At 58.8% G+C, this 24959-nt stretch carries 26 protein-coding genes and 1 riboswitch; of the genes, 18 read left to right on the forward strand and 8 right to left on the reverse strand.

What is annotated here, in order from left to right; all coding sequences use genetic code 11:
* Positions 1-24: 24 nt before the first annotated feature.
* From AC097N_RS05840 to AC097N_RS05875, 8 genes are all read left to right on the forward strand, one after another.
* Positions 25-1026, forward strand: a complete 1002-nt coding sequence (locus tag AC097N_RS05840; protein WP_479579804.1) for an ABC transporter permease — start codon at positions 25-27, stop codon at positions 1024-1026.
* 92 nt (positions 1027-1118) lie between these two features.
* Positions 1119-2063: a substrate-binding domain-containing protein gene (locus tag AC097N_RS05845; protein WP_479579806.1), complete on the forward strand. Its 945-nt coding sequence runs from the start codon at positions 1119-1121 to the stop codon at positions 2061-2063.
* 36 nt (positions 2064-2099) lie between these two features.
* Entirely contained in the window at positions 2100-2957 is an 858-nt protein-coding gene (locus AC097N_RS05850) for a fumarylacetoacetate hydrolase family protein (protein ID WP_479579807.1), read from the forward strand.
* Positions 2958-2960: 3 nt separating this feature from the next.
* Positions 2961-4487 (forward strand): UxaA family hydrolase, encoded by a 1527-nt coding sequence (locus AC097N_RS05855; RefSeq protein ID WP_479579808.1) that lies wholly within the window; start codon positions 2961-2963, stop codon positions 4485-4487.
* Between the two features lie 14 nt (positions 4488-4501).
* Positions 4502-5389 carry an L-fucono-1,5-lactonase gene (locus AC097N_RS05860; RefSeq protein WP_479579810.1) on the forward strand — a complete coding sequence of 296 codons (888 nt, stop codon included), beginning with the start codon at positions 4502-4504 and terminating at the stop codon, positions 5387-5389.
* Positions 5390-5408: 19 nt separating this feature from the next.
* The gene (locus AC097N_RS05865) at positions 5409-6185 is read left to right on the forward strand and encodes an SDR family oxidoreductase (RefSeq protein ID WP_479579811.1); all 777 of its coding nucleotides are present in this window, start codon (positions 5409-5411) and stop codon (positions 6183-6185) included.
* Positions 6185-6514, forward strand: coding sequence for an L-rhamnose mutarotase (locus AC097N_RS05870; protein ID WP_479579813.1), 330 nt, complete (start codon positions 6185-6187; stop codon positions 6512-6514). The genes AC097N_RS05865 and AC097N_RS05870 overlap by 1 nt, the downstream gene beginning before the upstream one ends.
* Before the next feature lie 73 nt (positions 6515-6587).
* Positions 6588-7604 carry a class I SAM-dependent rRNA methyltransferase gene (locus AC097N_RS05875; protein WP_479579814.1) on the forward strand — a complete coding sequence of 339 codons (1017 nt, stop codon included), beginning with the start codon at positions 6588-6590 and terminating at the stop codon, positions 7602-7604.
* Positions 7605-7630: 26 nt separating this feature from the next.
* On the opposite strand, the gene AC097N_RS05880 is transcribed toward AC097N_RS05875, so the two are convergent.
* The 3 genes from AC097N_RS05880 to AC097N_RS05890 all read right to left on the reverse strand — a co-directional run bounded on the left by AC097N_RS05880 (position 7631) and on the right by AC097N_RS05890 (position 9897).
* Positions 7631-8344: a YebC/PmpR family DNA-binding transcriptional regulator gene (locus AC097N_RS05880; RefSeq protein WP_479579816.1), complete on the reverse strand. Its 714-nt coding sequence runs from the start codon at positions 8342-8344 to the stop codon at positions 7631-7633.
* Positions 8345-8517: 173 nt separating this feature from the next.
* Entirely contained in the window at positions 8518-9312 is a 795-nt protein-coding gene (locus AC097N_RS05885) for an anti-sigma factor (protein ID WP_479579818.1), read from the reverse strand.
* A gap of 9 nt (positions 9313-9321) precedes the next feature.
* Complete coding sequence (locus AC097N_RS05890; RefSeq protein WP_479579820.1) at positions 9322-9897, reverse strand: RNA polymerase sigma factor; 576 nt, start codon at positions 9895-9897, stop codon at positions 9322-9324.
* Between the two features lie 231 nt (positions 9898-10128).
* Here AC097N_RS05890 and AC097N_RS05895 point away from each other — a divergent pair, with 231 nt between their 5' ends.
* From AC097N_RS05895 to thiC, 8 genes are all read left to right on the forward strand, one after another.
* Positions 10129-10725 carry a ferritin-like domain-containing protein gene (locus AC097N_RS05895; RefSeq protein ID WP_479579822.1) on the forward strand — a complete coding sequence of 199 codons (597 nt, stop codon included), beginning with the start codon at positions 10129-10131 and terminating at the stop codon, positions 10723-10725.
* On the forward strand, positions 10725-11096 hold the full coding sequence (locus AC097N_RS05900; RefSeq protein ID WP_479579824.1) for a c-type cytochrome: 372 nt from the start codon (positions 10725-10727) through the stop codon (positions 11094-11096). The genes AC097N_RS05895 and AC097N_RS05900 overlap by 1 nt, the downstream gene beginning before the upstream one ends.
* A gap of 69 nt (positions 11097-11165) precedes the next feature.
* Positions 11166-11711 (forward strand): DUF3455 domain-containing protein, encoded by a 546-nt coding sequence (locus AC097N_RS05905; protein WP_479579827.1) that lies wholly within the window; start codon positions 11166-11168, stop codon positions 11709-11711.
* 73 nt (positions 11712-11784) lie between these two features.
* Complete coding sequence (locus AC097N_RS05910) at positions 11785-13368, forward strand: DUF4331 domain-containing protein (protein WP_479579829.1); 1584 nt, start codon at positions 11785-11787, stop codon at positions 13366-13368.
* Between the two features lie 22 nt (positions 13369-13390).
* On the forward strand, positions 13391-13642 hold the full coding sequence (locus AC097N_RS05915) for a hypothetical protein (protein WP_479579831.1): 252 nt from the start codon (positions 13391-13393) through the stop codon (positions 13640-13642).
* A gap of 66 nt (positions 13643-13708) precedes the next feature.
* Positions 13709-14884 carry a hypothetical protein gene (locus AC097N_RS05920; RefSeq protein WP_479579833.1) on the forward strand — a complete coding sequence of 392 codons (1176 nt, stop codon included), beginning with the start codon at positions 13709-13711 and terminating at the stop codon, positions 14882-14884.
* Positions 14881-16074: a HupE/UreJ family protein gene (locus AC097N_RS05925; protein ID WP_479579837.1), complete on the forward strand. Its 1194-nt coding sequence runs from the start codon at positions 14881-14883 to the stop codon at positions 16072-16074. Before AC097N_RS05920 ends, AC097N_RS05925 begins: the two co-directional genes overlap by 4 nt.
* A gap of 35 nt (positions 16075-16109) precedes the next feature.
* Positions 16110-16212: riboswitch (TPP riboswitch) on the forward strand.
* Between the two features lie 121 nt (positions 16213-16333).
* Positions 16334-18211 carry a phosphomethylpyrimidine synthase ThiC gene (thiC, locus tag AC097N_RS05930; protein WP_479579840.1) on the forward strand — a complete coding sequence of 626 codons (1878 nt, stop codon included), beginning with the start codon at positions 16334-16336 and terminating at the stop codon, positions 18209-18211.
* Between the two features lie 15 nt (positions 18212-18226).
* On the opposite strand, the gene AC097N_RS05935 is transcribed toward thiC, so the two are convergent.
* Both AC097N_RS05935 and aat read right to left on the reverse strand, forming a co-directional pair.
* A complete protein-coding gene (locus tag AC097N_RS05935; protein WP_479579844.1) occupies positions 18227-19882 on the reverse strand; it encodes a hypothetical protein in 1656 nt (551 codons plus the stop codon).
* Between the two features lie 113 nt (positions 19883-19995).
* Positions 19996-20781 (reverse strand): leucyl/phenylalanyl-tRNA--protein transferase, encoded by a 786-nt coding sequence (aat, locus tag AC097N_RS05940; RefSeq protein WP_479579847.1) that lies wholly within the window; start codon positions 20779-20781, stop codon positions 19996-19998.
* A 232-nt stretch (positions 20782-21013) separates the two neighbouring features.
* Between aat and AC097N_RS05945 the strand changes: the two genes are divergently transcribed.
* Both AC097N_RS05945 and AC097N_RS05950 read left to right on the forward strand, forming a co-directional pair.
* Positions 21014-21268 carry an antitoxin gene (locus AC097N_RS05945; protein WP_479579850.1) on the forward strand — a complete coding sequence of 85 codons (255 nt, stop codon included), beginning with the start codon at positions 21014-21016 and terminating at the stop codon, positions 21266-21268.
* A gap of 5 nt (positions 21269-21273) precedes the next feature.
* The gene (locus AC097N_RS05950; RefSeq protein WP_479579853.1) at positions 21274-21681 is read left to right on the forward strand and encodes a type II toxin-antitoxin system VapC family toxin; all 408 of its coding nucleotides are present in this window, start codon (positions 21274-21276) and stop codon (positions 21679-21681) included.
* Positions 21682-21743: 62 nt separating this feature from the next.
* Here the strand turns inward: AC097N_RS05950 and AC097N_RS05955 are convergent, their stop codons facing one another.
* From AC097N_RS05955 to AC097N_RS05965, 3 genes are all read right to left on the reverse strand, one after another.
* Positions 21744-23435, reverse strand: coding sequence for a rhomboid family intramembrane serine protease (locus AC097N_RS05955; RefSeq protein ID WP_479579855.1), 1692 nt, complete (start codon positions 23433-23435; stop codon positions 21744-21746).
* Between the two features lie 109 nt (positions 23436-23544).
* Positions 23545-24102 carry a DUF1697 domain-containing protein gene (locus AC097N_RS05960; protein WP_479579859.1) on the reverse strand — a complete coding sequence of 186 codons (558 nt, stop codon included), beginning with the start codon at positions 24100-24102 and terminating at the stop codon, positions 23545-23547.
* A gap of 25 nt (positions 24103-24127) precedes the next feature.
* Positions 24128-24841 carry a homing endonuclease associated repeat-containing protein gene (locus tag AC097N_RS05965; protein WP_479579861.1) on the reverse strand — a complete coding sequence of 238 codons (714 nt, stop codon included), beginning with the start codon at positions 24839-24841 and terminating at the stop codon, positions 24128-24130.
* Positions 24842-24959: the final 118 nt, after the last annotated feature.

Here is a 24959-nt window from a genome sequence, read left to right on the forward strand (position 1 = left end):
TTCCAAAAAAACCAAGGTATCCCCATGTCCCAATCCACTTCTTCCCCGTCCTGGCTGGCGCGTCTGACCGGCGGGCAGGCCAGGCAAAAGCTGCTGGCATTCGCCAGCCTGATTGTCTTGATCATGATCTTCACGGCACTCAAGCCGGACGCCTTCATGACGCAGGACAACATCATCGGCATCCTGCAGTCCACCACGGTGATTGGCGTGCTGGCCATTGCCAGCACCTTCATCATCATTACCTCGGGGATTGATTTGTCGGTGGGCGTGCTGATGACGTTTTGCGCGGTGATGGCAGGCGTGTTTTTGGTAAAAATGGGCATGCCGCTGCCTTTGGGGATTTTGTGTGCCCTGGCCATGGGGGCGTTGACGGGGTGCCTGTCCGGCCTGGCGATCACCAAGCTCAAGGTGCCGCCCTTCATTGCGACGCTGGGCATGATGATGCTGCTCAAAGGCCTGTCGCTCATCATCACCAGCACCCGGCCCATCTACTTCAACGACATTGAGGGGTTCGACCAGATTGCGCTGGGCTCCGTCATGGGTGATCTCATCCCTGCCTTGCCGATTCCCAACGGCGTCCTCATCATGTTTCTGGTGGCGGTGGTGTGCGCCGTGATCCTGAATAAAACGGCGCTGGGCCGATACACCTTTGCCCTGGGCAGCAATGAAGAAGCCGTGCGCCTGTCGGGTGTGAATGTAGACCGCTGGAAAGTCATCATCTATTCGTTCAGCGGTGGCATTTGCGGCATTGCGGGCTTGTTGATTGCCTCGCGGCTGAACTCGGCCCAGCCTGCTTTGGGGCAGGGTTACGAGCTGGACGCCATTGCGGCAGTGGTCATTGGCGGCACCTCGCTCAGCGGAGGCGTGGGCACGATCATGGGCACCATCATTGGGGCTTTCATCATGAGTGTGTTGATCAACGGCCTGCGCATCATGTCGGTCGCCCAGGAATGGCAGATGGTGCTCACCGGGTTGATCATTATTCTGGCTGTCTACACCGACAACCTGCGGCGCCGAAACAAGTAAGGAGACTGCCTGACCCACAAGCCAACGACTTGCACTGACGTATTGCCTGATGTCGCATTGACGACGACTCATTTTCAACAGGAGACAAATCCATGAACGCAAAAAGAAAACTACTGGTGCTCACCGCCAGCCTCGCCCTGACAGGTTTTTCCAGCATCGCTTCGGCACAAGAGATCTACATCCCCTTGATCTCCAAAGGCTTTCAGCACCAGTTCTGGCAAGCCGTGAAGCAGGGGGCTGAACAGGCTGGCAAAGATTACAAAGTGAAGGTCACGTTTGATGGCCCCGAGACCGAGCAGCAGGTGGACAAGCAGATTGACATGCTGTCTGCCGCCATGGCCAAAAAGCCAGCGGCCATTGGCCTGGCCGCATTGGACAGCAAGGCGGCCATTCCATTGCTCAAAAAGGCCCAGGCAGCGAAGATTCCCGTGATCGCTTTTGACTCCGGGGTAGACAGCGATATTGTCCTGACCACCGCGCAGACCGATAGCAAGGCGGCTGCCGCCCTGGCCGCCGACAAGATGGCCGAAAAAATGGGCGGTGAGGGCGAAGTGGCCGTCATCGGACACGACCAGACCAGTACTACCGGCACCGACCGGCGTGATGGGTTTTTGAACCAGATGAAGGCCAAGCACCCCAAGATCAAGGTGGTTGATGTGCAGTACGGCGGCGGTGACCACCTGAAGTCGGCTGAGATTGCCAAGACCCTCATGCAAGCCCACCCCAAGCTCAAAGGTATCTTTGGCACCAACGAAGGGTCGGCCATTGGGGCGGGCAAGGGGTTGAAGGAAGCCAAAAAGACCGGTGTCATCATCATTGGTTTTGACTCCGGCAAGGCCCAGAAGGACATGATCAACGATGGCACCATCGCAGGCGCCATCACCCAAAACCCGGTGGGCATCGGCTACAAAACCGTGGAAGCCGCGGTGAAAGCGCTCAAGGGCGAGAAGCTGCCCAAGATCATTGACACCGGCTTTTACTACTATGACAAGTCCAACATGAAGGACGCCAAGATCGCGGCGGTTCTTTACGATTGATGTGCCCCTTTTTTTTTTAATTTTGAGGAAAAGACTGTGAAACTTTTACGTTATGGATTGCCAGGTCAGGAGAAACCCGGGGTGCTGGATGCCCAAGGTCGGGTGCGGGATTTGTCGGGCGTGATTTCCGATGTGGCTGGCGCAGCCTTGCTGCCCGCAAGCCTGGCAACGTTGCGTGGCCTGGATGTGAGCAGCCTGCCTCTGGTGGCTGGCGTGCCTCAGCAGGATTTGCGTCTTGGCCCCTGCGTTGGCAGCGTGGGCAAGTTCATTTGCATTGGCCTGAATTACTCGGACCACGCGGCAGAGAGTGGCATGCAGGTGCCGCCGGAACCGGTGGTGTTTAACAAGTGGACGAGCGCCATCGTCGGCCCGGATGACAACGTGGAAATTCCCCGTGGTTCGGTCAAGACCGATTGGGAAGTGGAGCTGGGCGTGGTCATTGGCCAGGGCGGGCGTTACATTGAAGAAGCCGATGCGCTTTCGCACGTGGCGGGTTACTGTGTTGTCAATGACGTGTCCGAGCGTGAATACCAGTTGGACCGCAGCGGCACCTGGGACAAAGGCAAAGGTTGCGACACCTTCGGTCCGACAGGCCCCTGGCTGGTGACCGCCGATGAAGTGCCCGACCCGCAGGCCCTGAAGATGTGGTTGGAGGTGGATGGCAAGCGTTTTCAAAACGGCAGCACCGCCACGATGGTCTACAAGGTGGCGTTTTTGGTCAGCTACCTGAGCCGTTTCATGAGCCTGCAACCCGGCGATGTGATCTCCACCGGCACCCCCCCCGGTGTTGGCATGGGGCAAAAGCCGTCGGTGTACCTGCGTGCCGGGCAAAAAATGCATCTGGGTATTGAGGGGCTTGGAACGCAGACGCAAACCTGCATAGCGGCCAGGTAAACCATGACGCCCTTCATCCGCCTTCATCCTAGCGACGATGTGTTGATCGCCCGTGCCCAGTTGCTGGGCGGCGCCCTGATTGAGGGAGTCAAGGTCCGGGGCCTGATTCCTGCCGGGCACAAGGTTGCTACACGCGACATGGCTGCGGGCGAGCCGGTGCGGCGCTACAACCAGATCATCGGGTTCGCGAGCAAGCCGATTGCCGCCGGTGAACATGTTCACACCCATAACCTGGACATGGGGCCAGACAAAGGAGATTTTTCGCGCGACTATGCCTTCGGCTCAGATGCCAAGCCAGCCGCCGCCCGGGTTGAGGCCACCTTCATGGGCATCAAGCGCCCGGACGGCCGGGTGGCAACACGCAACTACATCGGTATTCTCACCAGTGTCAACTGCTCTGCCACTGCAGCACGCGCCATGGCCGACAAGTTTTCCCGGGAAAACCACCCTGACGCGCTGGCTGACTTTCCCAATGTGGATGGCGTGGTCGCACTCACGCATGGCGCCGGATGCGGCATGGACAGTCACGGCCTGGGCATGCAGATCCTGCAGCGCACCCTGGCTGGCTACGCGGCGCATCCCAACTTCGCGGCCATCCTGGTCGTTGGGCTGGGCTGTGAGGCGAACCAGATTAGCGCCCTGTTGGCCAGCGGAGGTCTGAGTTCTGGTGAAAACCTGCGCGTGTTCAATATTCAGGACGCTGGCGGTACACGCAAGGCGGTTGAACAAGGCGTTGCGCACATCAGGGCCATGCTCCCAGGTGCCAATGCGGTGACACGTGTGCCCTGCAGCGCGGCCCACATCACCATTGGCCTGCAATGCGGTGGCTCGGACGGGTACTCCGGCATCAGTGCCAACCCGGCGCTGGGCGTTGCGGTTGACTTGCTCGTGGCCCACGGTGGCACGGCCATTCTGAGCGAGACATCGGAGATCTATGGCGCGGAACACTTGCTGACTCGGCGTGCGGTGAGCCGCGAGGTCGGTGAAAAACTCATTGCCCGAATCAAGTGGTGGGAACACTACACCCAGATCAACGATGGCGAAATGAACAACAACCCGTCGCCTGGCAACAAGGCCGGTGGGCTGACGACCATTTTGGAGAAGTCGCTGGGGGCGGTGGCCAAAGGCGGTAGCACGAACCTCGAAGCGGTGTATGAATACGCCGAGCAGGTGACGGCCCATGGCTTGACCTTCATGGATACCCCGGGTTATGACCCGGTCAGTGCCACCGGTCAGGTGGCCGGTGGTGCCAATGTGATCTGTTTCACGACCGGACGCGGCAGCGCCTATGGGTGCGCACCATCGCCATCACTCAAGCTGGCCACCAACAGTGCGTTGTGGCAACGCCAGGAGGAGGACATGGACATCAATTGCGGCGAGATCATTGATGGCACGTGTTCGATTGCCGAGATGGGACAGCGTATTTTTGACCAGGTGCTGGCCACCGCCTCGGGCCGGAAAAGCAAGAGTGAGCTTCACGGCTATGGCCAAAATGAATTTGTGCCCTGGTCCGTCGGTGCGGTGATGTAGCTTGCCATGGCGCCATGAAGATCGACACCCATCAGCATTACTGGCAGTACCGTCCCGAAGCGTTCCCCTGGATCACGGACGGCATGCCTGCTTTGCAGCGCGACTGCATGCCGGTTGACTGCGAAGATGCACTGCGTGAGGCAGGGGTGCACGGCGTGGTGGCTGTTCAGGCGCGCTGTGTGGCGCAGGAGACTGATTTTTTGCTCCTGGTTGCGCAGCAACATCCCCACGTGTTGGGTGTCGTCGGCTGGGCCAATCTGCTTTCCCCGGAGTTGGAAAGCCAGCTTGACGCCTGGTGTACTGACGCCACGCTCAAGGGTTTTCGGCATATTTTGCAAGACGAGCCTGATGTGGCTGCCTGGGTGGCTGCACCAGAAGTTCACATGGGATTGGCGGCTTTGCAAAAACGTGGTTTGGTCTATGACGTGCTGGTGTTTGACCACCAACTCCCGTTGGTCATTGATTTGTGTGCCCGGCACTCGGCCCATTGGCTGGTGCTGGACCATGCAGGCAAGCCATCACTTCGAGACTGGGCGAGGGACAGCGATGTGGCCTTCCAGTGGCGCCACAATATGAGCCGGTTTGCCCGCTTGCCCCATGTCATGTGCAAGCTGTCAGGGTTGGTGACCGAGACCCAATGGTTTTCAGGTCAGGGTCTGGCACCGGCCGATGAAGTCAATATATGGGGCTGTTTCGACTATGCGTTGTCGGTATTTGGGCCAGACCGCTTGATGTTTGGCTCAGACTGGCCGGTGTGTCAAATCGCTGCAACTTACGGTGCCGTGCATGAGTTGGCGCAAACCTGGGCCAAGGCCACATTGACGCTGGCGGAGCAGTCCGCCTTTTGGAGTGGCAATGCCATCCGCTGTTATGGCCTGAGCCCTTCGCTCACGGCCGATTGAACGCCAACCAGGAATTTTTATGGATTTGCATCTCAAGGACAAAGTCGTCATCGTGACCGGGGGCGCCAGCGGCATCGGGGCCGCCATTTCCCTGTCGCTTGCGAAGGAGGGTGCGATCCCTGTGATTTTCGGCAAAAGTGCGATGACGGCCGAGTTTGCCGGGCAACTCAAAGCCGCGACTGCACAGCATCTTTTTGTTCAGGTCGAATTGTCAGATGAGGCGGCGTGCGGCGTGGCCGTGCAGCAAGTCATGGATCAGTTTGGACGCATTGACGGGCTCGTGAACAACGCAGGCATCAACGACAACGTTGGCCTGGACGCAGGACGCGACGCGTTCGTGGGATCACTGGAGCGCAACCTCATTCACTACTATGTGATGGCCCATTACTGCGTGCCTCATCTCAAAGCGAGCCAAGGGGCGATCGTGAACGTTTCTTCCAAGACCGCCCTCACCGGGCAGGGCAATACCAGCGGCTACTGCGCCTCCAAAGGCGCACAGTTGTCTCTGACCCGGGAGTGGGCTGCGGCCTTGCTCAATGACGGTGTTCGCGTGAACGCCGTGATTCCGGCTGAAGTCATGACGCCGCTGTATGAGCGCTGGATCAACAGCTTTGACAACGCCGATGAAAAGCTCAAAGCCATTACGGCCAAAATCCCTTTGGGCCATCGCATGACCACATCAGATGAAATAGCGCGCATGTGCGTGTTTCTGCTATCCGATGCGTCGTCACACACCACGGGCCAATGGGTGTTTGTGGACGGTGGCTATACCCACCTCGACCGGGCATTGTCCTGATGCGTTACGCACTCGCACTGGATTTGGTGGACGATGCCCAGCGCATTGCCGAGTATGAAAAAGCGCATGAGAGCATTTGGCCGGAGGTGCGCGAGCACCTCAAGTCAAATGGTGTTCTGGGCATGGAAATCTACCGCCTGGGCACGCGGATGTTCATGGTGATGGATGTGGACGATGCCATCTATGACGCGACTGCGATGGCGCAGGCCACCCGCTCCAGTCCGGCCATCGTGCGCTGGGAGACCTTGATGTGGACCTATCAAGTCCCTACGCCCTGGACACCTGCTGGCGAAAAATGGATGCCGATGCAGCGCATTTTCAGGCTGTAGGCTTGATGAGCGCCGGATGACGCCTGCGTTTCCTTGGTAGACTTCGCGCCTTCCCTTTCACGAGCCATTGCGCATGACTTCTTTCGACCATGCGCTGAGCGCCGCCCTTGAAAACCGCCGGACATTGCTGTCCGACTTGCATCAGCAAGGCACCGACTGCTATCGCCTGTTCCAGGGTAGCCAGGAAGGTGCAGGGGGCTTGACCATTGATCGTTATGGCCCGCAGTTGCTGGTGCAGAGTTTTCATCAGAGCCTGCCCCCCGACCAGTTGCAGCCATTGGCGGATCAGTGTGGCCGTACCCTTGATGTAGATCTGCTTCTCGTCTACAACGACCGTTCGCGGGGCAACTCTCGGGTTGATCGAAGCGATCCGGTCTACCAGGCCGAACCAGCTGCTCTGGCCGATTTGATGGGCCATGAATGGGGGCTTAACTACCGCATACGTGGCCGCCATGCAGGACAAGACCCGCTGCTTTTTCTCGATTTGCGCAACGCTCGCGGCTGGGTCAAGCAACACAGTGCCGGGAAGTCGGTACTCAATCTCTTTGCCTATACCTGTGGCGTCGGTTTGAGTGCGGCGGCTGGTGGCGCAAGCGAGGTCGTTAATCTGGATTTTGCCGAGGGCAATCTGGCGGTAGGTCGCGAAAACGGGGCGCTGAACCCGACGCTGCCTGTCATGCAGTTTATTCAGTCTGATTATTTTCCGGCCATCCGCCAACTGGCCGGCCTGCCGGTTGGTGGCCGTCGCGGCCACCAACTTCCGAACTATCCGCGGCTGCAGCAGCGCCAGTTTGACCTGGTGTTTCTTGATCCCCCTGCCTGGGCGAAAAGCGCGTTCGGTACGGTTGATTTGCTGCGTGACTACCAGAGTTTGCTCAAACCCGCGATTCTCGCGACGGCCGACGAGGGTGTCTTGATCTGCTGCAACAACCTGGCCAAGGTTGCCATGGCCGACTGGCGCGAGCAGGTGCTGCGCTGCGCTGACAAGCTGGGGCGGCCTGTGCGCGACTGCCAGCTACTGGCACCGGGCGCAGACTTCCCCTCGACCGACGGACAACCACCGTTGAAGACGCTGATCCTGCAGTTCTGATCCGTCTGCGTGTGTGGACAGGCGGTTTAGCCCGCCAGTCCTGCAAATACGTTTTGCACGTCATCGTTGCCGTCGATGGCCGCGAGGAAAGCTTCCACTTCTTCCAGTTGTTCGGGTGTCAGGTTTGCCGGGTCCACCGGGTTCTTCGCTTTGTAGCCCAGCTTCGCAGACAGGACGGTGAAGCCTTGGGCGGGCAGCGCGCGGCTCACCAGGTCGAGATCGGTCGGGTCAGTCAGAAACGTGGTCGTGCCTTCTTCTTCCCCGGGTTCAAAGTCTTGTGCGCCGGCCTCGATAGCCGCCAGTTCCGCGTCAGCGCCAGCCGCAGCTGGCTCTGCTTCGATCATGCCCACATGGTTGAAGTCCCATGACACGGAGCCTGAGGTGCCGAGTTGGCCCTTGCGGAACAACACACGCATCTCAGGCGCCGTGCGGTTCACGTTGTCGGTCAGGCATTCGACCATCAAAGGCACACGGTGCGGCGCAAAGCCTTCGTAAATCACGTGTTCGAAATTGACGGATTCCCCGGTCAGACCGGCGCCCTTTTTGATGGCACGGTCCAGCGTTTCCTTGGGCATGGAGACCTTGCGGGCCTGCTCAACCACCAGGCGCAGGCGCGAATTGGAGGCCGGGTCGGCCCCACTGCGGGCCGCGATCATGATGTCTTTGGCCAATCGTCCAAAGAGTTTGCCCTTGGCATTGGCTGCCAGTTCCTTGCCTTTAGCTTTCCATTGCGCGCCCATGTCTGAATTTCCTTGATGTTGTAGCGCCCCGTGGCGCCTGCATATGATTGGTGTGGTGGAGTCAAAAGCGGCATTGAAGACAACGCGGCCTGCGACCTGAGGGGCCTAGGTTATACACCCACACGCCTCCTGTACTCGCGCGGCAGGCGTGTTTGTTGCAGGTCAGCCTTCCATCACAGCATTTTCTGGATCAACGCGCCCTTGAAGAGCACAGGCCCGGTGGGGCCGCCCGCGCTCGGGACGCCGCCTTTGGGCTCCAGGCTGATGGCGAGGGTGGGGATTTCACGCACATCGCTTTCCGCAGCCGTCAGGCGCAACAGTTTGTCGCTGCCGAGCACGCCCAGCGAGCGGGGTCCTCCGGCGGGAGGCAAGGCCCATAGTTGCAATGACCGGTCCCCGGCTTCCTGGAAACCGCCGACGCGCTGCAGGGTCAGCTTTTTGCTTTTGGCGTCAAACGTGACCAGCATGGAGGCGGCAGATTTGTCGTCCGCCAGCACGGCCACGTATTCAATTTGCGGTGTGGTCAGCAGCTTGGCTTGCAATTGCGCAATTTCGCCTCCCAGTTGCGTGCGCAGGTTCAGGCCCGTGACGACCGCCACCACGGTGGCCAGGGCGCCAGCAGCGGTGGCTCCGCGCCACAGGGAGAGGCTGCGTAGCCAACTACCCAGGCCCGTTTTGGTGGTGGCCGCCAGTACTGCGGCCTGCCGCGTGGCCTGCGTGGTTTGGGCCTCCAGTTCACCTTGAAGCAAATTGTCAATGCGGGTCCACACGGCCGGGGCGGGCGCTGACTGGGGCTGCAGCTCGTTCATGCTGGCCATGCGCGTTTGCCAGATGAGGGCGGCTGCCCGCACCGGCGCCTGTTCACGTGCCAGGGTTTCGAAACGGCGGCGTGCACCACCGCGTAAGGTGCCCAGGGCATAGCTGCTGGCCAGGTGGTCGAGCAGGTCGGGGTTGTTGATCAGGTTCATGGGTCAGGCCTACGCAAATCGCGCCATGCACATGCGCAGCTGGTCCAGCCCGCGCCGGATCCACGTTTTGACGGTGCCCAGCGGTAGCTTGAGTTGCTGCGCCAGCTCGCTGTGGCTGAGGTCGCGCACATAAGCCAGGCTCACCACCTCACGCTGGCGGTTTTCAAGCTGGCCTAAACACTGGTGCAGAGCCCACGCCTGCTCGCTGGCCTGGGCGGTGTCCATGGGGCAAGGCGAGTCGCCTTCCAGGGTGTCGGCCAGAACTTCGTCTATTTCCTGGGTGACGTGGGTGCGTTCTGCGGCGCGGCGGCGTAAAAAGTCCAGCCCGCGGCTGCGCACGATCAGGCCCATCCAGGCCATGGGAGGGCTCAGCGACGCGCGGTAGTCACCGGCGGCACGCCAGATGTTGAGAAAAGCTTCCTGCAACACGTCTTCCGCCCATTCGCGGTTGGTGACCACGCGAATGGCTAGACCAAAAAGTTTGGATGAGCAGCGGTCATACAAGGCTTTGAGTGCCGCGGGGTCATGCAGGGCCACGCGATCCAGCAACAGGATCAGCTCGGTGTCAGGGGTTTCTGAGTTCATGACGATATTGTCTGCGAACAGGAAAAGCATCATTTTTGGGGGACAACAGCCGGAGGGTTGGGATGCTGTGAATACGCGGTGAGAAGCGAAGTGGATTTTTCCCTGAGTACCTGACTAAGTTTGAGGGTCAAGTTGAATCCAGTTGCAGCCCTGGTTGCGTATTCAAAACGTCGGACGAATTTTTCTTCTGATTACGGCTTCAAGTCGTTAACCACCTTCAAGGAAATCATCATGAAATCTGTTGTTCAAATCATCTCCACGCCCACCATCGCTTCATCACGCCGTGTTTTCATGGGCCGCACGGGCACGCTGTCTGCCGTAGCGGTGGCGTTGCTGGCTGGCAAAAGTGCTCTGGCGCAAGGCATGGGCGGAGACATGTCCAAAGATGTGAGTATTTTGAACGTGGCATTGGGTCTGGAGCATGAAGCCATCAACGCTTACCAACTGGGTGCTGGCAGCGGCCTGCTGCAAAAGGGGGTGCTGGATGTGGCGGTGCGTTTTCAGGCCGACCACAAGGCCCACCGTGACGCATTGATCGCCACCATCCAGAAGCTGGGCGGCACACCCGTGATGGAAAAGAAGCTCGACGAGTACGCCAAAGCCTTGAAGGCCGACACCCTGCGCAACCAGGGCGATGTGCTGGACTTGGCCGCTCGTCTGGAGCTGGGCGCCATCAATGCGTACCTGGGCGTCATTCCCGCGTTTGGCAACAAAGACCTGGCCAAGGTCGCAGGTCGTCTGGCGGCTGACGAAACCATGCACTTCACCGTTTTGATCAATGCGCTGGGCCGCCCCTTGCCTGCCAACGCACTGTCGTTTGGTGCCTGATGAGAGCCGTGGGTGGTCTGCTGCTCGTGTTGGCCATGTCCGCGGGTGCACAGACCGGTTCTGTGGCCAATGGCCAGGCCATTTTCGAGTCGCGCTGCGTGGCCTGCCATAGCCTGGAGAGCCACCGGGTCGGCCCGGCATTGGGGACGGTGTTCGGGCGGGTCGCCGGCAAGGCATCCGGTTTCGACTACTCCGGCGCACTGGCTTCAGCCACCCATGTGTGGCGTCAGGAAAAGTTGCTTGCCTGGCTGGAAGACCCCGAAGCGGTGGTGCCTGGCCAGGGCATGGGCTACCGGGTCGAACTGCCGGTCGACCGGTTGGATGTGGTGGCCTATCTGGCGTCACTGTCGGTGAAGGATGGTGCGAAATAAAAGGATTCATGCCTTGTCGCACTTTGCGTTTTATTTCTTTTTTTATTGTTTATCCAGGAGTACTTGATCATGAAAATTCGTAGCACTTTGGCGCTTGTCACCGTCGCCGCTCTGTCTGCCTGCGCAACCAAGGGCTCCATGATGACGCCTTTTTCTCAAGCTGCGCTGCCGGATGCTGTCAAGGTTCCCATGGGCCACGTGGTGGCGATGGAGACCATGGCGGCGGGCGATATCACTTACCAATGCCGGGTCAAAAAAGACATGGCGGGCCAGTTTGAATGGGTGTTTGTCGGGCCCGATGCCGGTCTGAAAGACCGCAACGGCAAAGGCGTGGGCAAGTATTACGGTCCCCCTGCGACTTGGGAAAGCATGGACGGCTCCAAGGTCACAGGCGCTCAGGTGGCTGTGGCCCCGGCGGGCGCTGGCAACATTCCTTTGCAGTTGGTCAAGGCCAACCCGGCGATGGGCATGGGCGCGATGCAGGGTGTGAGTTACATCCAGCGCGTGAACACGCAAGGCGGTGTGGCGCCCGCTGCAATGTGTGGCGCGGCCACACTGGATCAGAAACAGATCGTGAAGTACACGGCTGACTACATCTTCTGGCGCGCGGTGTGATTTTGAATCCATTTCAAAACTGACCGCGTATCAGTCATACAGCACTCGCTGTAACCCAACCCGGAGATGCATCATGAACAGGAAATTTACTCAATTGGCCAAGGCTTGCCTTTTGGTCGTCGCAACAGGCAGCGCCATGGCGTCAAGCCACCGCGAGGCACCTTTCATCACGACCAGCCCCAAAGTTGACGGTACCGATTTTTATATGTTTCGCAGCTACGAAGGCATTGCGTCCAACGGCACGGGTGGTCGTTCCGACTACGTGACGCTGCTTGCCAACTACCAGCCTCTGCAGGCGGCCTACGGCGGTCCCAACTACTTCTCGATGGACCCCAACGCCCTGTACGAGATTCACATCGACAACAACGGCGACGCCAAGGAGGACCTGACCTTCCAGTTTCGCTTCAAGAATGCACTCAAGTCGATTCCGTTGACCATCGGGTCGGCCAGTGTCCCGATTCCCTTGATTCAGGTGGGCGCTGTCAGCGCCCTGAACGACGCCAATTTGAACGTGAATGAAACCTACACCGTCAACATGGTGCGTGGTGACCGCCGCAAAGGCACGAGCAGTGCCGTGACCAAAACGGGTGGTGGAGCCACCTTCGAGAAGCCGGTGGACAACATCGGCATGAAAACGATTGCCGATTACGCTACCTACGCCGGCCAACATATTCATACCGTCACCATCCCCGGCTGCCCGGCTGGCAAAGACCAGGGTAAGGTTTTTGTGGGTCAACGCCAGGAAGGCTTTGCCGTCAACCTGGGCGCCATTTTTGATTTGGTGAATGCACCGGCTGCGGTCTTACTCGATCCAGCCAACAAGGATGCGGCTGGCATGGGCGGCAAGCATGCGGTCCAAAAGACCAATATCACGACGCTGGCCCTTGAGGTTCACAAAGACTGCCTGATCGCCTCTGGCGAGCCCGTGATCGGTGGTTGGACGACGGCCAGCCTGCGCCAGGGTCGTCTGCTCAACGGCAGCCCGACCGCGGGTAACGACAAGGCCGAGAAAGCTGGTGGGGCCTGGGCGCAGGTGTCACGCCTGGGCAACCCGCTGGTCAATGAGGTGGTCATAGGCCTGCCTGACAAAGACAAATTCAATGCATCGAGCCCGAAGGATGACGCCCAGTTTCTGACCTATGTCACCAACCCGACGTTGCCCGCTTTGCTGGGCGTTGTTTTGGGCGCCACAGTGGCCCCGACCAACCTGCCGCGCACGGACCTGGCGACCACGTTCCTGACGGGGATCACGGGTGTCAACAAACCCGCGGTCAATCCCAAGCCCTCTGAAATGCTGCGTCTGAACACGGCGGTGGTACCGGTGCCGTTTGCGGGTCAGAACCGTTTGGGTGTGGCGGGCAATGCCCTGGCGGGCGGTACCGACAATGCCGGCTTTCCCAACGGTCGCCGACCCAAAGATGACGTGGTGGACATCGCACTGGTGGCCATGGTGGGCGGTTTGTGTGTGATCAATGGCGATAACGATGCCCTCAAGCTCAATAGCGTGCCCGGTGTAGCTGGCGTGACGTCTGCCTGCAAGCCGTCGAGCGTGCCCTTGGGCGCCAGCTCCGCCAACATCCATGATGCCGTCGACCAGGCCACCGTGCCTTTCATGTCGACCTTCCCGTACCTGAACACGCCCAACGCGGGTTCCTGATCCACGTCCCAAAGGAGAAATCATGAACAAGTGCATTTCGAAAATGGTGCTTGCTGCCGTGGGCAGCACGGTGCTTCTGGCGGGTTGTGGGGGCGGTGGCGGTAGCGCTGCTGATGCTGTGATCCCGGGCGTGGTCCAAAACGTGACGGCGGTGACCAGCTATATCAGCAAACTGATTGCAGGCACGTCTGAAAACGGTGACCAGATCGATGTCAATTTGCTGACGCTGGCAGAAAACGATGCCGATGATCCGATCGCTGTCGTTGTTGACTGAAGACCTTGGGTGCGGCCCGGCCATCAGTAAAGCACTGGCGACCGGGCTGTTTCACCGGGAGAAAAAATGCAAAATATTTCAAAATGTCTGGCAGCCGCACTGTTCCTTCTGCATTGCAGCGCATGGTCGGTGACCGCCATGGAGCCCGCGCGCGATGAGGATGTGCTGGACGTACTGCCTGCCATCACACGTAGCCGACCTGCCCGTATCCCGGTAAGCCGCAAGACGGCCGACCCTGCTGCGGCGGCGCTGGCGGCACACCAGGACATTGCCATGGCCCGTCAGACGGGGGAAACCCGCTATTGGGGCCGGGCTCAGGCGGTTTTGGCCCCCTGGTGGGATCAGGCCACGGCCCAGACGGAGTTGGCCGTCTTGCAGGCCACGGTCCAGCAAGGTCGGCACGAGTTTGATGCCGCCCGACAAATTCTTGTTGCCGCGTTGTCGCGTGCGCCCGGCCATGCCCAGGGCTGGCTCAACCTGGCCGCGCTGGAGCGCCTGTCGGCCCGCTATACACCGGCCCTGGAGGCCTGCGTCGCCGTAGCGCGTGCCGGGCAGGGCTTGTATGCCAGCGCCTGTCGCCTGGAAACCCAATCTTTGTTGGGTGAACATCAACTGGCCTTGCAAGGACTGCATAACCTGCTCTCCCAGCCCCTGACGGCAGAGCAGCGCAGCTGGTTTTTGTCGTTGTTGGCCGAAAGCCAAGAGCGGGCCGGGCATGATGGCCTCGCGGTGCAGGCCTACCAAAAAAGTCTCAAGCTGCAAGCAGACTTGTACACCGCCATTGCCTACAGCGACTTGTTGCTTCGTACCGGGCAGCCTACCCAGGCGCTTCAGGTCTTGTCCAAATTGCCTGAAACGGACGCGGTGCTGCTGCGCCGGGCCACCGCCTGGCGCCGGTTGGGTGACGTGCAGTGGATTGCCGCACGCACGGCGTTACAGGATCGAACCGCGGAGCTCATTCGCCGGGGCGACGATCCTGCGTTGCACGGTCGTGAACTCGCCCTGACGGCCCTTTGGCTGGATGACAACCCAAACCGTGCGCTGGTTCTGGCGCGCAGCAACCTGCGGTTGCAGCGTGAGCCGCTGGACTGGTGGGTAGCGATCCAGAGTGCCCGCCTGGCCAGCGATGCGGTGGCACTGGCGGAGATCACCGCTGCGATTCAGGTCGTCGGATTGAACGACCTGCGCTTGACTGCCGTGCTGCAAAGTCCGGCCTCCAAAGACAACAAGGTGACGAAATGATGCGTGCCCTGATCTTCCTCATGTCCGTTGTCTTTTTCAGTGCAGGCACGGCGCAGGCCCACAAGGGCAGCGACGCCTACCTGGATGTTCAGCAAGTGAACGACAGTGCACCGCCTGCCAGTGTGGCTGAACCGGCGACAAGCGCCTATCGATTCACGCTGGCCGTTGCCATCAAAGACCTGGACCAAGTGCTGCCCCTGGATGCCAACGCTGACGGACGGGTGACCTGGGGTGAAGCCCGGGCGGTCATGCCGCAGGTGTTGTCGCTTTTGAATGAGTCGGCCCAACTTGCCCTGCCTGTGGAGCCATCGGCAAGCGGCAAGGCTGCGACGACAGCCTGCCACTTGGATTGGACGTTCCATGGTGCCGAGCGTCGCGGTGACGGGGCTTACCTGCGACTGGCTGCGCAAACCCAATGCGCCGCAATGACCCCACTCGCCTTCCGATACACCTTGTTCAGGGAGCAGGACGCCACCCACCGCTTGCTGGTGGCCGGTCGCCTTGCGGGTAAAGACCTCTTGACCACGGCCAGGCCACAAGACGCCGCCAGTCTGGTGTTGACACCAGGGCGCAGTGGCGCGGTCAGCGCCGTGCTCCCGCCATCATCGAACCGGTGGGCGGCCCTGCGGGACTACGCGGCCATGGGCACGCACCATTTGCTGGAAGGGTATGACCATCTTGCCTTTCTACTCGCACTGGTACTGCCCTTGCGCCTGCGGCTTGGACGATCGGCCAGCAGCGGTGTCTGGGTGTCGTTGTTGCGGACCGTAACCGCCTTCACGATCGGCCATTCCATCACGTTGATGCTGGCCACGCTGGGCTGGACGCAAGCGTCCCCCGCGTGGGTTGAGCCTGTGATTGCCTTGTCCATTGCGGTCACCGCCTTGCTGAATTTGCGCCCGGTGCCCTGGCTGCGCACCGATGTACTGGCCCTTGCATTCGGACTGGTGCACGGATTCGGATTTGCCGGCTTGCTGCTGGAGGCGGCTGCACCTGATGGTTTGTTGCCTTGGGCATTGGCGGGTTTCAATATAGGCATTGAGGCGGGGCAATTGCTGGCCGTGGGTCTTTGGGTGCTGCTCTCGCAAGCGCTGGTGGACAAGATTTGGTACACCCGTGTGGTCGTGCGCGGCGGCTCGGTGCTGCTGATGTTGCTGGCAGCCTGGTGGTTTTGGCAGCGGGTGAGCTGAGAGGGGGCTGACAGAGCAATCACATCGCTTACACTGCTCCCTGCCCGGGGTGCGCTATGGATGCGCTGAGATGGTCAACCAAACCCGCGAACTTGATCCGGTTCATACCGGCGTAAGAAGAGCCAGACTGCAGTGTCATTGCCCCATTACCCGCCTCATGCCGGGTATGTTTTCTCCGGGTCTTGTGCAGTCCTCCCTGTTCGCGTGATTGGCTGATTGTTCCCCGGTGCAATCAGCCACACCATCAGGAGACAAAGCGATGAATGCACCCGACAAATTCAGCCAGTTGATGAGCCTCACGCGTGAGCCTTTACCGGCTTCACGCAAGATTTACGTGCCCGGCTCGCAAGCCGATATCCAAGTGCCGATGCGTGAAATCATGCAAAGCAATGGCGAGGCTGTGGTCGTGTACGACACCTCCGGTCCCTACACCGACCCCAACGCCACCATCGACGTGCGCCAGGGCCTGCCTTCCGTGCGCAGCAGCTGGGTTGAGGCGCGTGGTGACACCGAGTCCTACACCGGTCGCACGCCTTTTGCGCTGGATGATGGCCTGAAAAACGGCGAGACCGAGACGCTGGCTTCCCTGCGCGCCCAGGCGGCTGGCCTGCAGCGCACGCCACGCCGTGCCAAAGCTGGGGCCAACGTCTCGCAAATGCACTATGCCCGCCGCGGCATCATCACCCTCGAGATGGAATACGTGGCCATTCGCGAGAACCAGAAACTCGCATGGATGGAGCAGTACCTGGGCAACGCCGAGCGTGAAAAACGCCTGGCAGGCAACAGCTTTGGCGCCAGCATCCCGAAAATCATGACGCCCGAGTTTGTGCGCGATGAAGTGGCCCGGGGCCGCGCCATCATCCCCGCCAACATCAACCACCCCGAAGTGGAGCCGATGGCGATTGGCCGTAACTTCCTGGTCAAGATCAACGCCAACATCGGCAACTCGGCTGTCACGTCGAGCATTGAAGAAGAGGTCGAAAAACTGGTGTGGTCCATGCGCTGGGGCGCCGATACCGTGATGGACTTGTCCACTGGCCGCAACATCCACACCACGCGCGACTGGATTCTGCGCAACTCGCCGGTGCCCATTGGCACCGTGCCGATTTACCAGGCGCTGGAAAAAGTGGGCGGCGTCGCCGAAGACCTGACCTGGGAAATCTTCCGCGACACGCTAATCGAGCAAGCCGAGCAGGGCGTGGACTATTTCACGGTTCACGCGGGCGTGCGCCTAGCCTTCATCCACCTCACCGCCAACCGCATGACCGGCATTGTGTCGCGCGGCGGCTCGATCATGGCCAAGTGGTGTATTGCGCACCACAAAGAGAATTTCATCTACACCCACTTTGATGAAATGACCGAAATCCTGAAGGCTTATGACGTGAGTTACTCGCTGGGCGACGGCCTGCGCCCCGGCTCGGGTGCAGATGCCAACGACGAAGCCCAGTTTGCCGAGTTGCGAACCCTGGGTGAACTCACCCAGCAAGCCTGGCAGCAAGACGTGCAGGTGATGATCGAAGGCCCCGGCCACGTGCCCATGCACATGGTGCAGGCCAACATGACCGAGCAGCTCAAGCACTGCCACGAAGCGCCGTTCTACACCCTCGGACCGCTGACCACCGACATCGCGCCCGGCTACGACCACATCACCAGCGGCATTGGTGCCGCCATGATTGGTTGGTTTGGCACCGCCATGCTGTGCTACGTTACGCCGAAGGAACACCTGGGATTGCCGGATCGCGACGACGTCAAAGTGGGCATCATCACCTACAAGATTGCCGCTCACGTGGCCGATGTGGCCAAGGGCCACCCCGGCGTGCGGGCGCGCGATGACGCGCTGTCCAAGGCGCGCTTCGAGTTCCGCTGGATGGACCAGTTCAACCTGTCACTCGACCCCGACACGGCGCGCAACTTCCACGACGAAACCTTGCCGAAGGACTCCTCCAAGGTGGCGCATTTCTGCTCCATGTGCGGTCCCAAGTTCTGCTCCATGAAGATCTCGCAAGAGGTGCGCGACTACGCCAAGATCAAGGGCGTGAGCGACGAGCAGGCGCTGCAGTCGGGTATGGAAACCATGTCGGAAGAGTTCAAAAAAGCAGGCGGGGAGATTTACATTCCCATCAACAAGGCGCAGTGATCAGCTGGGGGCACCTCAGTCCCCCTCGCGGCGCCATACGAGCGCCAGTGCCTTGCATTTTTGCCAGACACTGACGTGTTCGTCGGAGAGTACATCCAGAAAATCCGACAAGCGTTTTGATTTGGCCATCGTATAGACCGTCAGCGCTGTGGTCAGTACAAAGACGATGGCAAAAATAAGCAGCTTGCGGCTCGCGGGCGCCTCGGCCTCGGCCAGCAAGTTCATGCCCAGAAAGCCCGTGGTGACCGTGCCGATCAGGCCAAAGATGGTGACCACGGTGAGCCGCACCACGGTGTTGGCCTGGCGGCGCAGACTGTCGGCTTCCAGATACTGGTTCATTTCGGCAATGCGTTGTTTGACCTCGGTGTACAGCACATCGATTTCAAGGTGGTTGGCGCATATGCGAAACAGGGCGCGTACCTGCGCCTGTTCAGACACCTCATGGAACCAGTAACGGTGGGTGAAGCGCAAAAAGCCGGCAAAGCTGTCGCGTATGGTTCGTTTGAAGCGGCGCACGCTGGCAGCGTCGGCAATGTCAAGGTTTTTCAGGGCTTCGGCCAGCCGGTCCGAAAACATCAGCAACGCCGCTTTTTGGAAATGTGCAATCAGGAACAGCAAGAAGTGCTGATGCCGGAACTGGGCCAGCACGCCCCGGTCCCTGCACACAAAAAACGGACTGTTCGCATCGCCCACCACCAGCAGCGAGTGTCCGCTGCATAAATACCGCGTGTGGGGCGCCGTGCCGCCTGCGGCCCAAAAACGGTCATAACAAAAGCGTTTTTCGAAATCTGCGAGGTGGGTGTCGGCATAGGGCAGGCCAGTGTCATTGCTGGACATGGCCGGCCCCGTGACCAGCCCGAGGCGAATGAAATCATGGCGGCTCAGCGCTTGCGGCTTGTCCAGGGCCAGAAAAGCCAGTTGTGGCATTCGGTAGTACTCAATCTGGCGGTAGCGCAGTTTTCCTGGCTGGTCGGAGTGGTCGCTCACCAGGGGTTCGAGCAGCCACGCCCAATGCGCGGCAATGCGCGGCGCACGGTGGCGGCTGACGTGGGCCATGAAGAGGTCGCGCTGGTTGGCGTCAGAGCGGGCCAAAACCTGGCCCCCGGCGCCCAGCCACTCGGCGCTGAACAGGCAGTGCTGGGCGTTACCGTCAGCGTCCCAGCTGGCGGGGTAGCCCCGGCCAAAGCGGTACAACAGCTCTTGCGCCTGAGGCAAGGTCAGGTCGTTGGCGCTGACTTCGACGTTGAGCAGCACCAGGTCCAGGTCAAGGAAGAAGTAAAGGTCCACATGGACGATGTCGAGCGTGATGGGGGGCTCGCCCGGGCGCAGTACCGCACGCACCGCGCTCACATCACTGCGACGAAAGACCCGCATGGGTGAGCCTGCGGCTGCACCGCTGCCTTTGGGGCTGCGCCCTTCGCCGTATAAAAACCGCTGCACATAGGGCAGGAAGGTCACAAACTCGTTGTAATGGCGCTCATGAAAACGACCGGTGTCGCCGGTGTACTCGTCCACCACCTCACGCCAGGGGGAGGTATCGCCCATGTCCGCCAGCATCTGCCACGGCTTGGCGTGTTTACCCTCGGACCCCCGCACGGGCATCAGGCGCAAGGGCCATAACAAGACTTGACGAAACTGCCGCACGCAGGGGGGAGTGGACTCAATGGACATCAAAACTAGCCTCTCAGCACAAAGTGGCGAGAGTGTACGGGAGTCCTGAAAATATTGAGAAATAGTTGATGAAATAGGCCTCTAGCCCACATAGAACATAGATAGTTAGCTATCTAAATAATAGTGTTCGGCGTGGGTATGGACGCGGACGTCGCCGGTATCAACTCGTCCCAGAAGCGTGCCTCAAATAGCCAGGGTGGCGCTGCGTGATCCAAGCCTGCGGCAACCCGGGTTAAAAACAGCGCACGGGGCATTTCTCGCGCGCCCATGGAGGCCAAATGCTGTGTTTTTTGTTGGCAGTCAATCTGCGCAATGCCATGGTGGCGACAAAAACACACCAGTGCCGCCAGCGCGATTTTGGAGGCATCGGTGGCCCGGCTGAACATGGATTCGCCAAACACGGCCTTGCCCAGCGCCACGCAATACAGGCCGCCCACCAACTCCCCATTCACCCAGGTTTCGATGCTGTGCGCAAAGCCGCTTTGGTGGAGCTTCACATAGGCGTCAATCATGTCCGGCACGATCCATGTGCCACCTTGCCCCTCACGCGGACTGCTGGAGCACGCTGTGATGACTTCCTTGAAGCAGGAGTCGATCCGGATTTCGCATTGCGCAGATTGCCGGAATTTTTTGAGTGTTTTCTTCAGAGAGGGATGCAGCCGGAATGTGGCCACATCCAGCACCATGCGCGGGTCAGGGCTCCACCACAGCGTGGGTTGCCCTTCGCTGAACCACGGGAAAATGCCGTGGCGGTAGGCCTGGCGCAAGGTGTCCACATTCAACACCCCGCCCGCGGCCAGCAAGCCGGGGGCGGGTGTGTCCTGCCCCCAGGCCAGACAGACCGGAGGGAAGGTCTGATGGGGCTCAAGCCAGGGCAAGGGCGGTTGTGGAGTGGGCATGTCGGTGTGTTGGTTTGATTCGCGTTTCCCTGGCGTTTTTCTGGCAAAAATCATTGCAAATCTATCATGTGGTGATTGATTTACATGGATTTTCATAGCCGCAGTCCGTTTTTTGGGTGTGGGGTAGCGAATCAGGTCAACAGAAGTCTGATGCTTTGAGTAATGAATGTTTTGACAAGCAACTCATCAGTGATGCAAAATACACACATAAAAGTGTGTACAAGAGGTTTTTATGCAAACTGCAATCAGTCGTGTGTTTATGAATGGCAACAGTCAGGCTGTCCGCATTCCCCTGGAGTTCAGGTTTGACACCAGTCGGGTTGAGATTTTTCGCAATTCGGATGGCGACTTGGTACTTCATCCCGTACCCACTGAGCGAGGCGCTGCCTTGCTGGATGCGCTAAGCGCATTTGATGATGAGTTCGTGGCTTTGCTGGATGCCGGAAAAAACGAGCCACCACTCATGCAGGACCGGGAGTCGCTGTGAAATACATGCTCGACACCAATATCCTGATTTATCTGATCAAGAACAAGCCGCCCGCCGTTGCCGACCGCGTGAATGCGCTAGGTAGTAGCGCCGAGTTGTGTATGTCGTTTTTTACCTTTTCCGAGTTGCTCATGGGCGCCGAGCGCAGTACCCGCAAACCGGACGTGCTGCGCCGTTTAGACGCGCTCACCCGAGTGGTGCCGGTGCATTACGGTGTTAATCGAGCTGTTTGTGAACATTACGCGGTGCAGTTCACGCAACTGCGCGCGGCTGGCACGCCCATCGGCGCCAATGACCTTTGGATCGCCTGTCATGCGCTGGCCGATAACTGCACACTGGTGACCAACAACACCCGTGAATTTGAGCGTGTGGCAGGGTTAACGCTGGAGAATTGGGTGGAAAACGCGGGATGATGAAGCGTCGCAAAATTATTTTTGACGCATGAAAGGGATAGATCGTGATTGAAATCCGGGTCTTATTTTCCTGGGGAGCTATTTTTTGAATTTTGGGTTGCCTTGTTGAGTTTCTCCCCGAGTGCGTTCAAACGTTCAGCTGATTTCAGTGTCTCTGCATTCAATATTTCTGCGCGAGCTGGGTCGGCCGGTGAAATTTTGGATGTGCCCTCCTGCACCACTGACTCCATGGCCAGCGCTTCAATAAGAAACTCTGTCAGACGCCTGAGTTCCTGGAGGAATTCATTGCGGGGATCCTCAGCGGAAAACCATGCATGGGAGAGGTCCGCCAATACCTTGCGGTAGGCAGGAGCCAATACGGTGCGGGTTTTTGAGTCAAGGTCCAGTTCCGTCATGCGACCGCTTTTGACTTGTTCCTGAAACTGTTGCATGAGTTTGGAGGCCTCCTCAAAGCGCTTGACGCCTCTGTCAAATGCCACGGCACCAGCAAAGAGGCGTTGCATGTCGATATGGGCCGGAGGAGCAGACAGCGCGATGGTGGCTGACAGGCCTATCGCCGCGGCCAGGGCTACAACACTGCGTCGCTTGATAGTTGCGGCATAGTGCTGTATATCAAAACGTTTCGGCAAGATGTAAGCCATTACGCAGCCTGCAAGCAGTCCTCCAATATGGGCACCGTTGTCAATTCCAGTGTGGGTGAAGCCTTGCGCCAGCGAATAGAAGACAAAGAATCCCATGCCAGTGAGGTTTTGCTTGCCGAAAACTTTGGGTAAGGTGTCACGGTGCTGATAAACCGCAATCAGCAATGCCCCGGCAATTCCGAACACTGCGCCGGAGGCGCCCACGGAGACAGCTTTCTGCGCGGAAAAATGCAGACTCAATGCGCTTCCAGCGATGGCTGACCCCAGGTAGATCATTAGATAGGGTCGATGTCCGTAGATGCGCTCCACCGTTTGCCCAATACTCCACAAGCCAAGCATGTTCATGGCCAAGTGCATGAGGCCACTGTGCAGAAAGGTCGCAGAGACCATGCGCCACCATTGATCCCTTTGCACTTCGGACGCCGCGTTGCCGCCCCAATGAAGCAGCAATGCGGCTGAAGGTGTGGTGATATCGGCACCCTGGATCACCATGAGCAGCCATAACGCCACATTGGTACCTACCAGGGCATAAGTTACCCAAGTTCGTGGCGCCAGGGCAACGAGTTTTTCCCTGAATTCCCGCTCTTGGGTCAATGTATTCGTCACGATGACGCCCGTGTGGGTCTTGCGCAAATGTTGAACCACCATTTCAAGAAGTCGCTCTTGTTCGGGCGCTGAATAGCGCACCAGCGGAATGAAGGGTCCGCGGCGACGACTGAGCCAGGAGCCAGCAGTGGAGTTCTTGCCAGCAAGCAATCCCAGATGGAGCGCGTTGCCATTTCCGATAGGCTCCACCCAGGCATTAGCCACATCCCTCCAGTGGTAGCTTTTCTGTTTGCCCCAGAAGTTAAAGGATTCGATGCCCTGCGAGCTCAGCAGCACCGGGGAGCGGTCACGCTTGAGTTGGCGGCGAAATGCGTAGTCCAGGGCTCCTGCGAGCGCGAGGCCTATGACCAACCATCCTCGGCTGCCCAGCGTATCGCTGGTGATCGCCACGAAAACGACAATGACCAAAGCCAAGACCCAAAGCCATATTCTTGCCCTGAACCATGGACTTTTCTGCGTCGGCTGAAATGACTCAACCACGTGCTGAGTCGGCATGAAATCGTTCATTTTTCTATTCCCCTGTATAAATTTTTTACTGACTTTGGATTTTTTGGAATGTGGCTCCCGCTTGTTCCGCGCAGTTTGCTACTTGATTTACAGCGACCGGATTGATTGCCTATGCGAACGGTGTTGTGCAAAGCGCTTGTAGCGCGAGCACCGTGCGCCAGTTTCTGGTGGTGGCAGGGACGCCGAGTGCCCGCTCGAAAAAGCCGTTGTTCAATTTTGTCTTGCCATAGCCGTGCGGACAGTGCAACAGGACGGTATTTTCCACGAGGACCGCACGCTTACCCTCGGCCGCAGGCAGCTTGAGCGCCTTGAAGGCCGCCTGTGAGACCGGTTCAAACAGGAGGGTGCTATGAAACAGCGTCTCTTCACCGCCGGACTTCGGCCACAAGGGATTCGAGTTGGCGATGAGCGCCAGGTCTTTTGCCGAGAACACCAGAACCGAAACATCGTGTCCGAAATCTTGCGTGATGCTTGTTTTGATTTTGGTGGTCAGCGTGGCCACATCGCTCTGATCAGTACGGAAAACGATATTCCCGCTTTGCAAATAGGTTTGAACGTCCCGAAAGCCCAGGCCTGAAACGCTGTCTCGCAAGGCAGACATGCGGATGGGGTTCTTCCCCGAGACATTGATGCCGCGCAACAGTGCGACGTAGGTTGTTATGTTCATCGGAACTGGAGTCTGAACTTAATATCTATCGGTCAGTCCTGTGAGTGAATTGTTGGACATCAAATGCGTTTCCCTTGCCAAGGTTGCACTGTTTGCATTTGGCTTCGAGGTTGTCATCGGTTGTTTCTCCGCCTTTTGACCAAGGCAAAATATGATCAACGTGCAGTTCAACACCAGGCTTCACTAATGGACTAGCACCGCAAGCCTTGCACCGAAAGCCATCCCTGACAAAGATTCGGAACCTTTGACGGTCTGTTATTTCTCGCCGAGTTCGGCGCTTTGTCGCGGTATTTTCTACGGGCGAACTTGCTGTACCTTGCTCTTGTTGAGTTTGTTCTGGGACGTCTGTATTTACCCAAGTTACAAACTTGCCAAGTGCTTTTGACCATGAACCAAATCGGTTTTCATATGTTCCAGCGGAGAACCGGGAGCCAGGCGCTTTAACCTCGTCGTATCTGGGTTGTCGTCCCAATGCGATCCAAAGTGACTTGATGTTTTCGAAGAGTTCATCTTCGGTAATTCCAATTTTTGATCTGCTCGGTTGCAGGTTCGCCAGTTTCAACGCCTTAGGCCACGATCCAAATCTCCGCTGAATAGTGCTCGGATAGGCTCTTCCTCTCTCTTCGTATTCGGCCATTGTGATCGTCTCTTTGCCAAGCGTTTTGGCGCTACGACGCATGTCTTCCAACAGATCTTCGTCGGGCGCGCCTCGGAGGGTTTCTTCTAATTCAAACTTCATGTTGACCCGGCCTGACCAACGAAATGTTGACTGTATGGTTTGCGGTGGTTTACTAGCCATTCTGGCCTGTAGCCCCCGTATCAACTGCACATCCAGCTATTTAATTAAGAGCAATTCA

It is taken from the genome of Rhodoferax sp. LS1R11 (assembly GCF_056521395.1).

What these genes read in the sequence shown, in the direction of transcription:
- AC097N_RS05840 (WP_479579804.1), top strand. Translation starts at nt 25, where the DNA reads ATGTCCCAATCCACTTCTTCCCCGTCCTGGCTGGCGCGTCTGACCGGC.
- AC097N_RS05845 (WP_479579806.1), top strand. Translation starts at nt 1,119, where the DNA reads ATGAACGCAAAAAGAAAACTACTGGTGCTCACCGCCAGCCTCGCCCTG.
- AC097N_RS05855 (WP_479579808.1), top strand. Translation starts at nt 2,961, where the DNA reads ATGACGCCCTTCATCCGCCTTCATCCTAGCGACGATGTGTTGATCGCC.
- AC097N_RS05860 (WP_479579810.1), top strand. Translation starts at nt 4,502, where the DNA reads ATGAAGATCGACACCCATCAGCATTACTGGCAGTACCGTCCCGAAGCG.
- AC097N_RS05865 (WP_479579811.1), top strand. Translation starts at nt 5,409, where the DNA reads ATGGATTTGCATCTCAAGGACAAAGTCGTCATCGTGACCGGGGGCGCC.
- AC097N_RS05870 (WP_479579813.1), top strand. Translation starts at nt 6,185, where the DNA reads ATGCGTTACGCACTCGCACTGGATTTGGTGGACGATGCCCAGCGCATT.
- AC097N_RS05875 (WP_479579814.1), top strand. Translation starts at nt 6,588, where the DNA reads ATGACTTCTTTCGACCATGCGCTGAGCGCCGCCCTTGAAAACCGCCGG.
- AC097N_RS05880 (WP_479579816.1), bottom strand. Translation starts at nt 8,344, where the DNA reads ATGGGCGCGCAATGGAAAGCTAAAGGCAAGGAACTGGCAGCCAATGCC.
- AC097N_RS05885 (WP_479579818.1), bottom strand. Translation starts at nt 9,312, where the DNA reads ATGAACCTGATCAACAACCCCGACCTGCTCGACCACCTGGCCAGCAGC.
- AC097N_RS05890 (WP_479579820.1), bottom strand. Translation starts at nt 9,897, where the DNA reads ATGAACTCAGAAACCCCTGACACCGAGCTGATCCTGTTGCTGGATCGC.
- AC097N_RS05895 (WP_479579822.1), top strand. Translation starts at nt 10,129, where the DNA reads ATGAAATCTGTTGTTCAAATCATCTCCACGCCCACCATCGCTTCATCA.
- AC097N_RS05900 (WP_479579824.1), top strand. Translation starts at nt 10,725, where the DNA reads ATGAGAGCCGTGGGTGGTCTGCTGCTCGTGTTGGCCATGTCCGCGGGT.
- AC097N_RS05905 (WP_479579827.1), top strand. Translation starts at nt 11,166, where the DNA reads ATGAAAATTCGTAGCACTTTGGCGCTTGTCACCGTCGCCGCTCTGTCT.
- AC097N_RS05910 (WP_479579829.1), top strand. Translation starts at nt 11,785, where the DNA reads ATGAACAGGAAATTTACTCAATTGGCCAAGGCTTGCCTTTTGGTCGTC.
- AC097N_RS05915 (WP_479579831.1), top strand. Translation starts at nt 13,391, where the DNA reads ATGAACAAGTGCATTTCGAAAATGGTGCTTGCTGCCGTGGGCAGCACG.
- AC097N_RS05920 (WP_479579833.1), top strand. Translation starts at nt 13,709, where the DNA reads ATGCAAAATATTTCAAAATGTCTGGCAGCCGCACTGTTCCTTCTGCAT.
- AC097N_RS05925 (WP_479579837.1), top strand. Translation starts at nt 14,881, where the DNA reads ATGATGCGTGCCCTGATCTTCCTCATGTCCGTTGTCTTTTTCAGTGCA.
- thiC (WP_479579840.1), top strand. Translation starts at nt 16,334, where the DNA reads ATGAATGCACCCGACAAATTCAGCCAGTTGATGAGCCTCACGCGTGAG.
- AC097N_RS05935 (WP_479579844.1), bottom strand. Translation starts at nt 19,882, where the DNA reads ATGTCCATTGAGTCCACTCCCCCCTGCGTGCGGCAGTTTCGTCAAGTC.
- aat (WP_479579847.1), bottom strand. Translation starts at nt 20,781, where the DNA reads ATGCCCACTCCACAACCGCCCTTGCCCTGGCTTGAGCCCCATCAGACC.
- AC097N_RS05945 (WP_479579850.1), top strand. Translation starts at nt 21,014, where the DNA reads ATGCAAACTGCAATCAGTCGTGTGTTTATGAATGGCAACAGTCAGGCT.
- AC097N_RS05950 (WP_479579853.1), top strand. Translation starts at nt 21,274, where the DNA reads ATGCTCGACACCAATATCCTGATTTATCTGATCAAGAACAAGCCGCCC.
- AC097N_RS05955 (WP_479579855.1), bottom strand. Translation starts at nt 23,435, where the DNA reads ATGAACGATTTCATGCCGACTCAGCACGTGGTTGAGTCATTTCAGCCG.
- AC097N_RS05960 (WP_479579859.1), bottom strand. Translation starts at nt 24,102, where the DNA reads ATGAACATAACAACCTACGTCGCACTGTTGCGCGGCATCAATGTCTCG.
- AC097N_RS05965 (WP_479579861.1), bottom strand. Translation starts at nt 24,841, where the DNA reads ATGAAGTTTGAATTAGAAGAAACCCTCCGAGGCGCGCCCGACGAAGAT.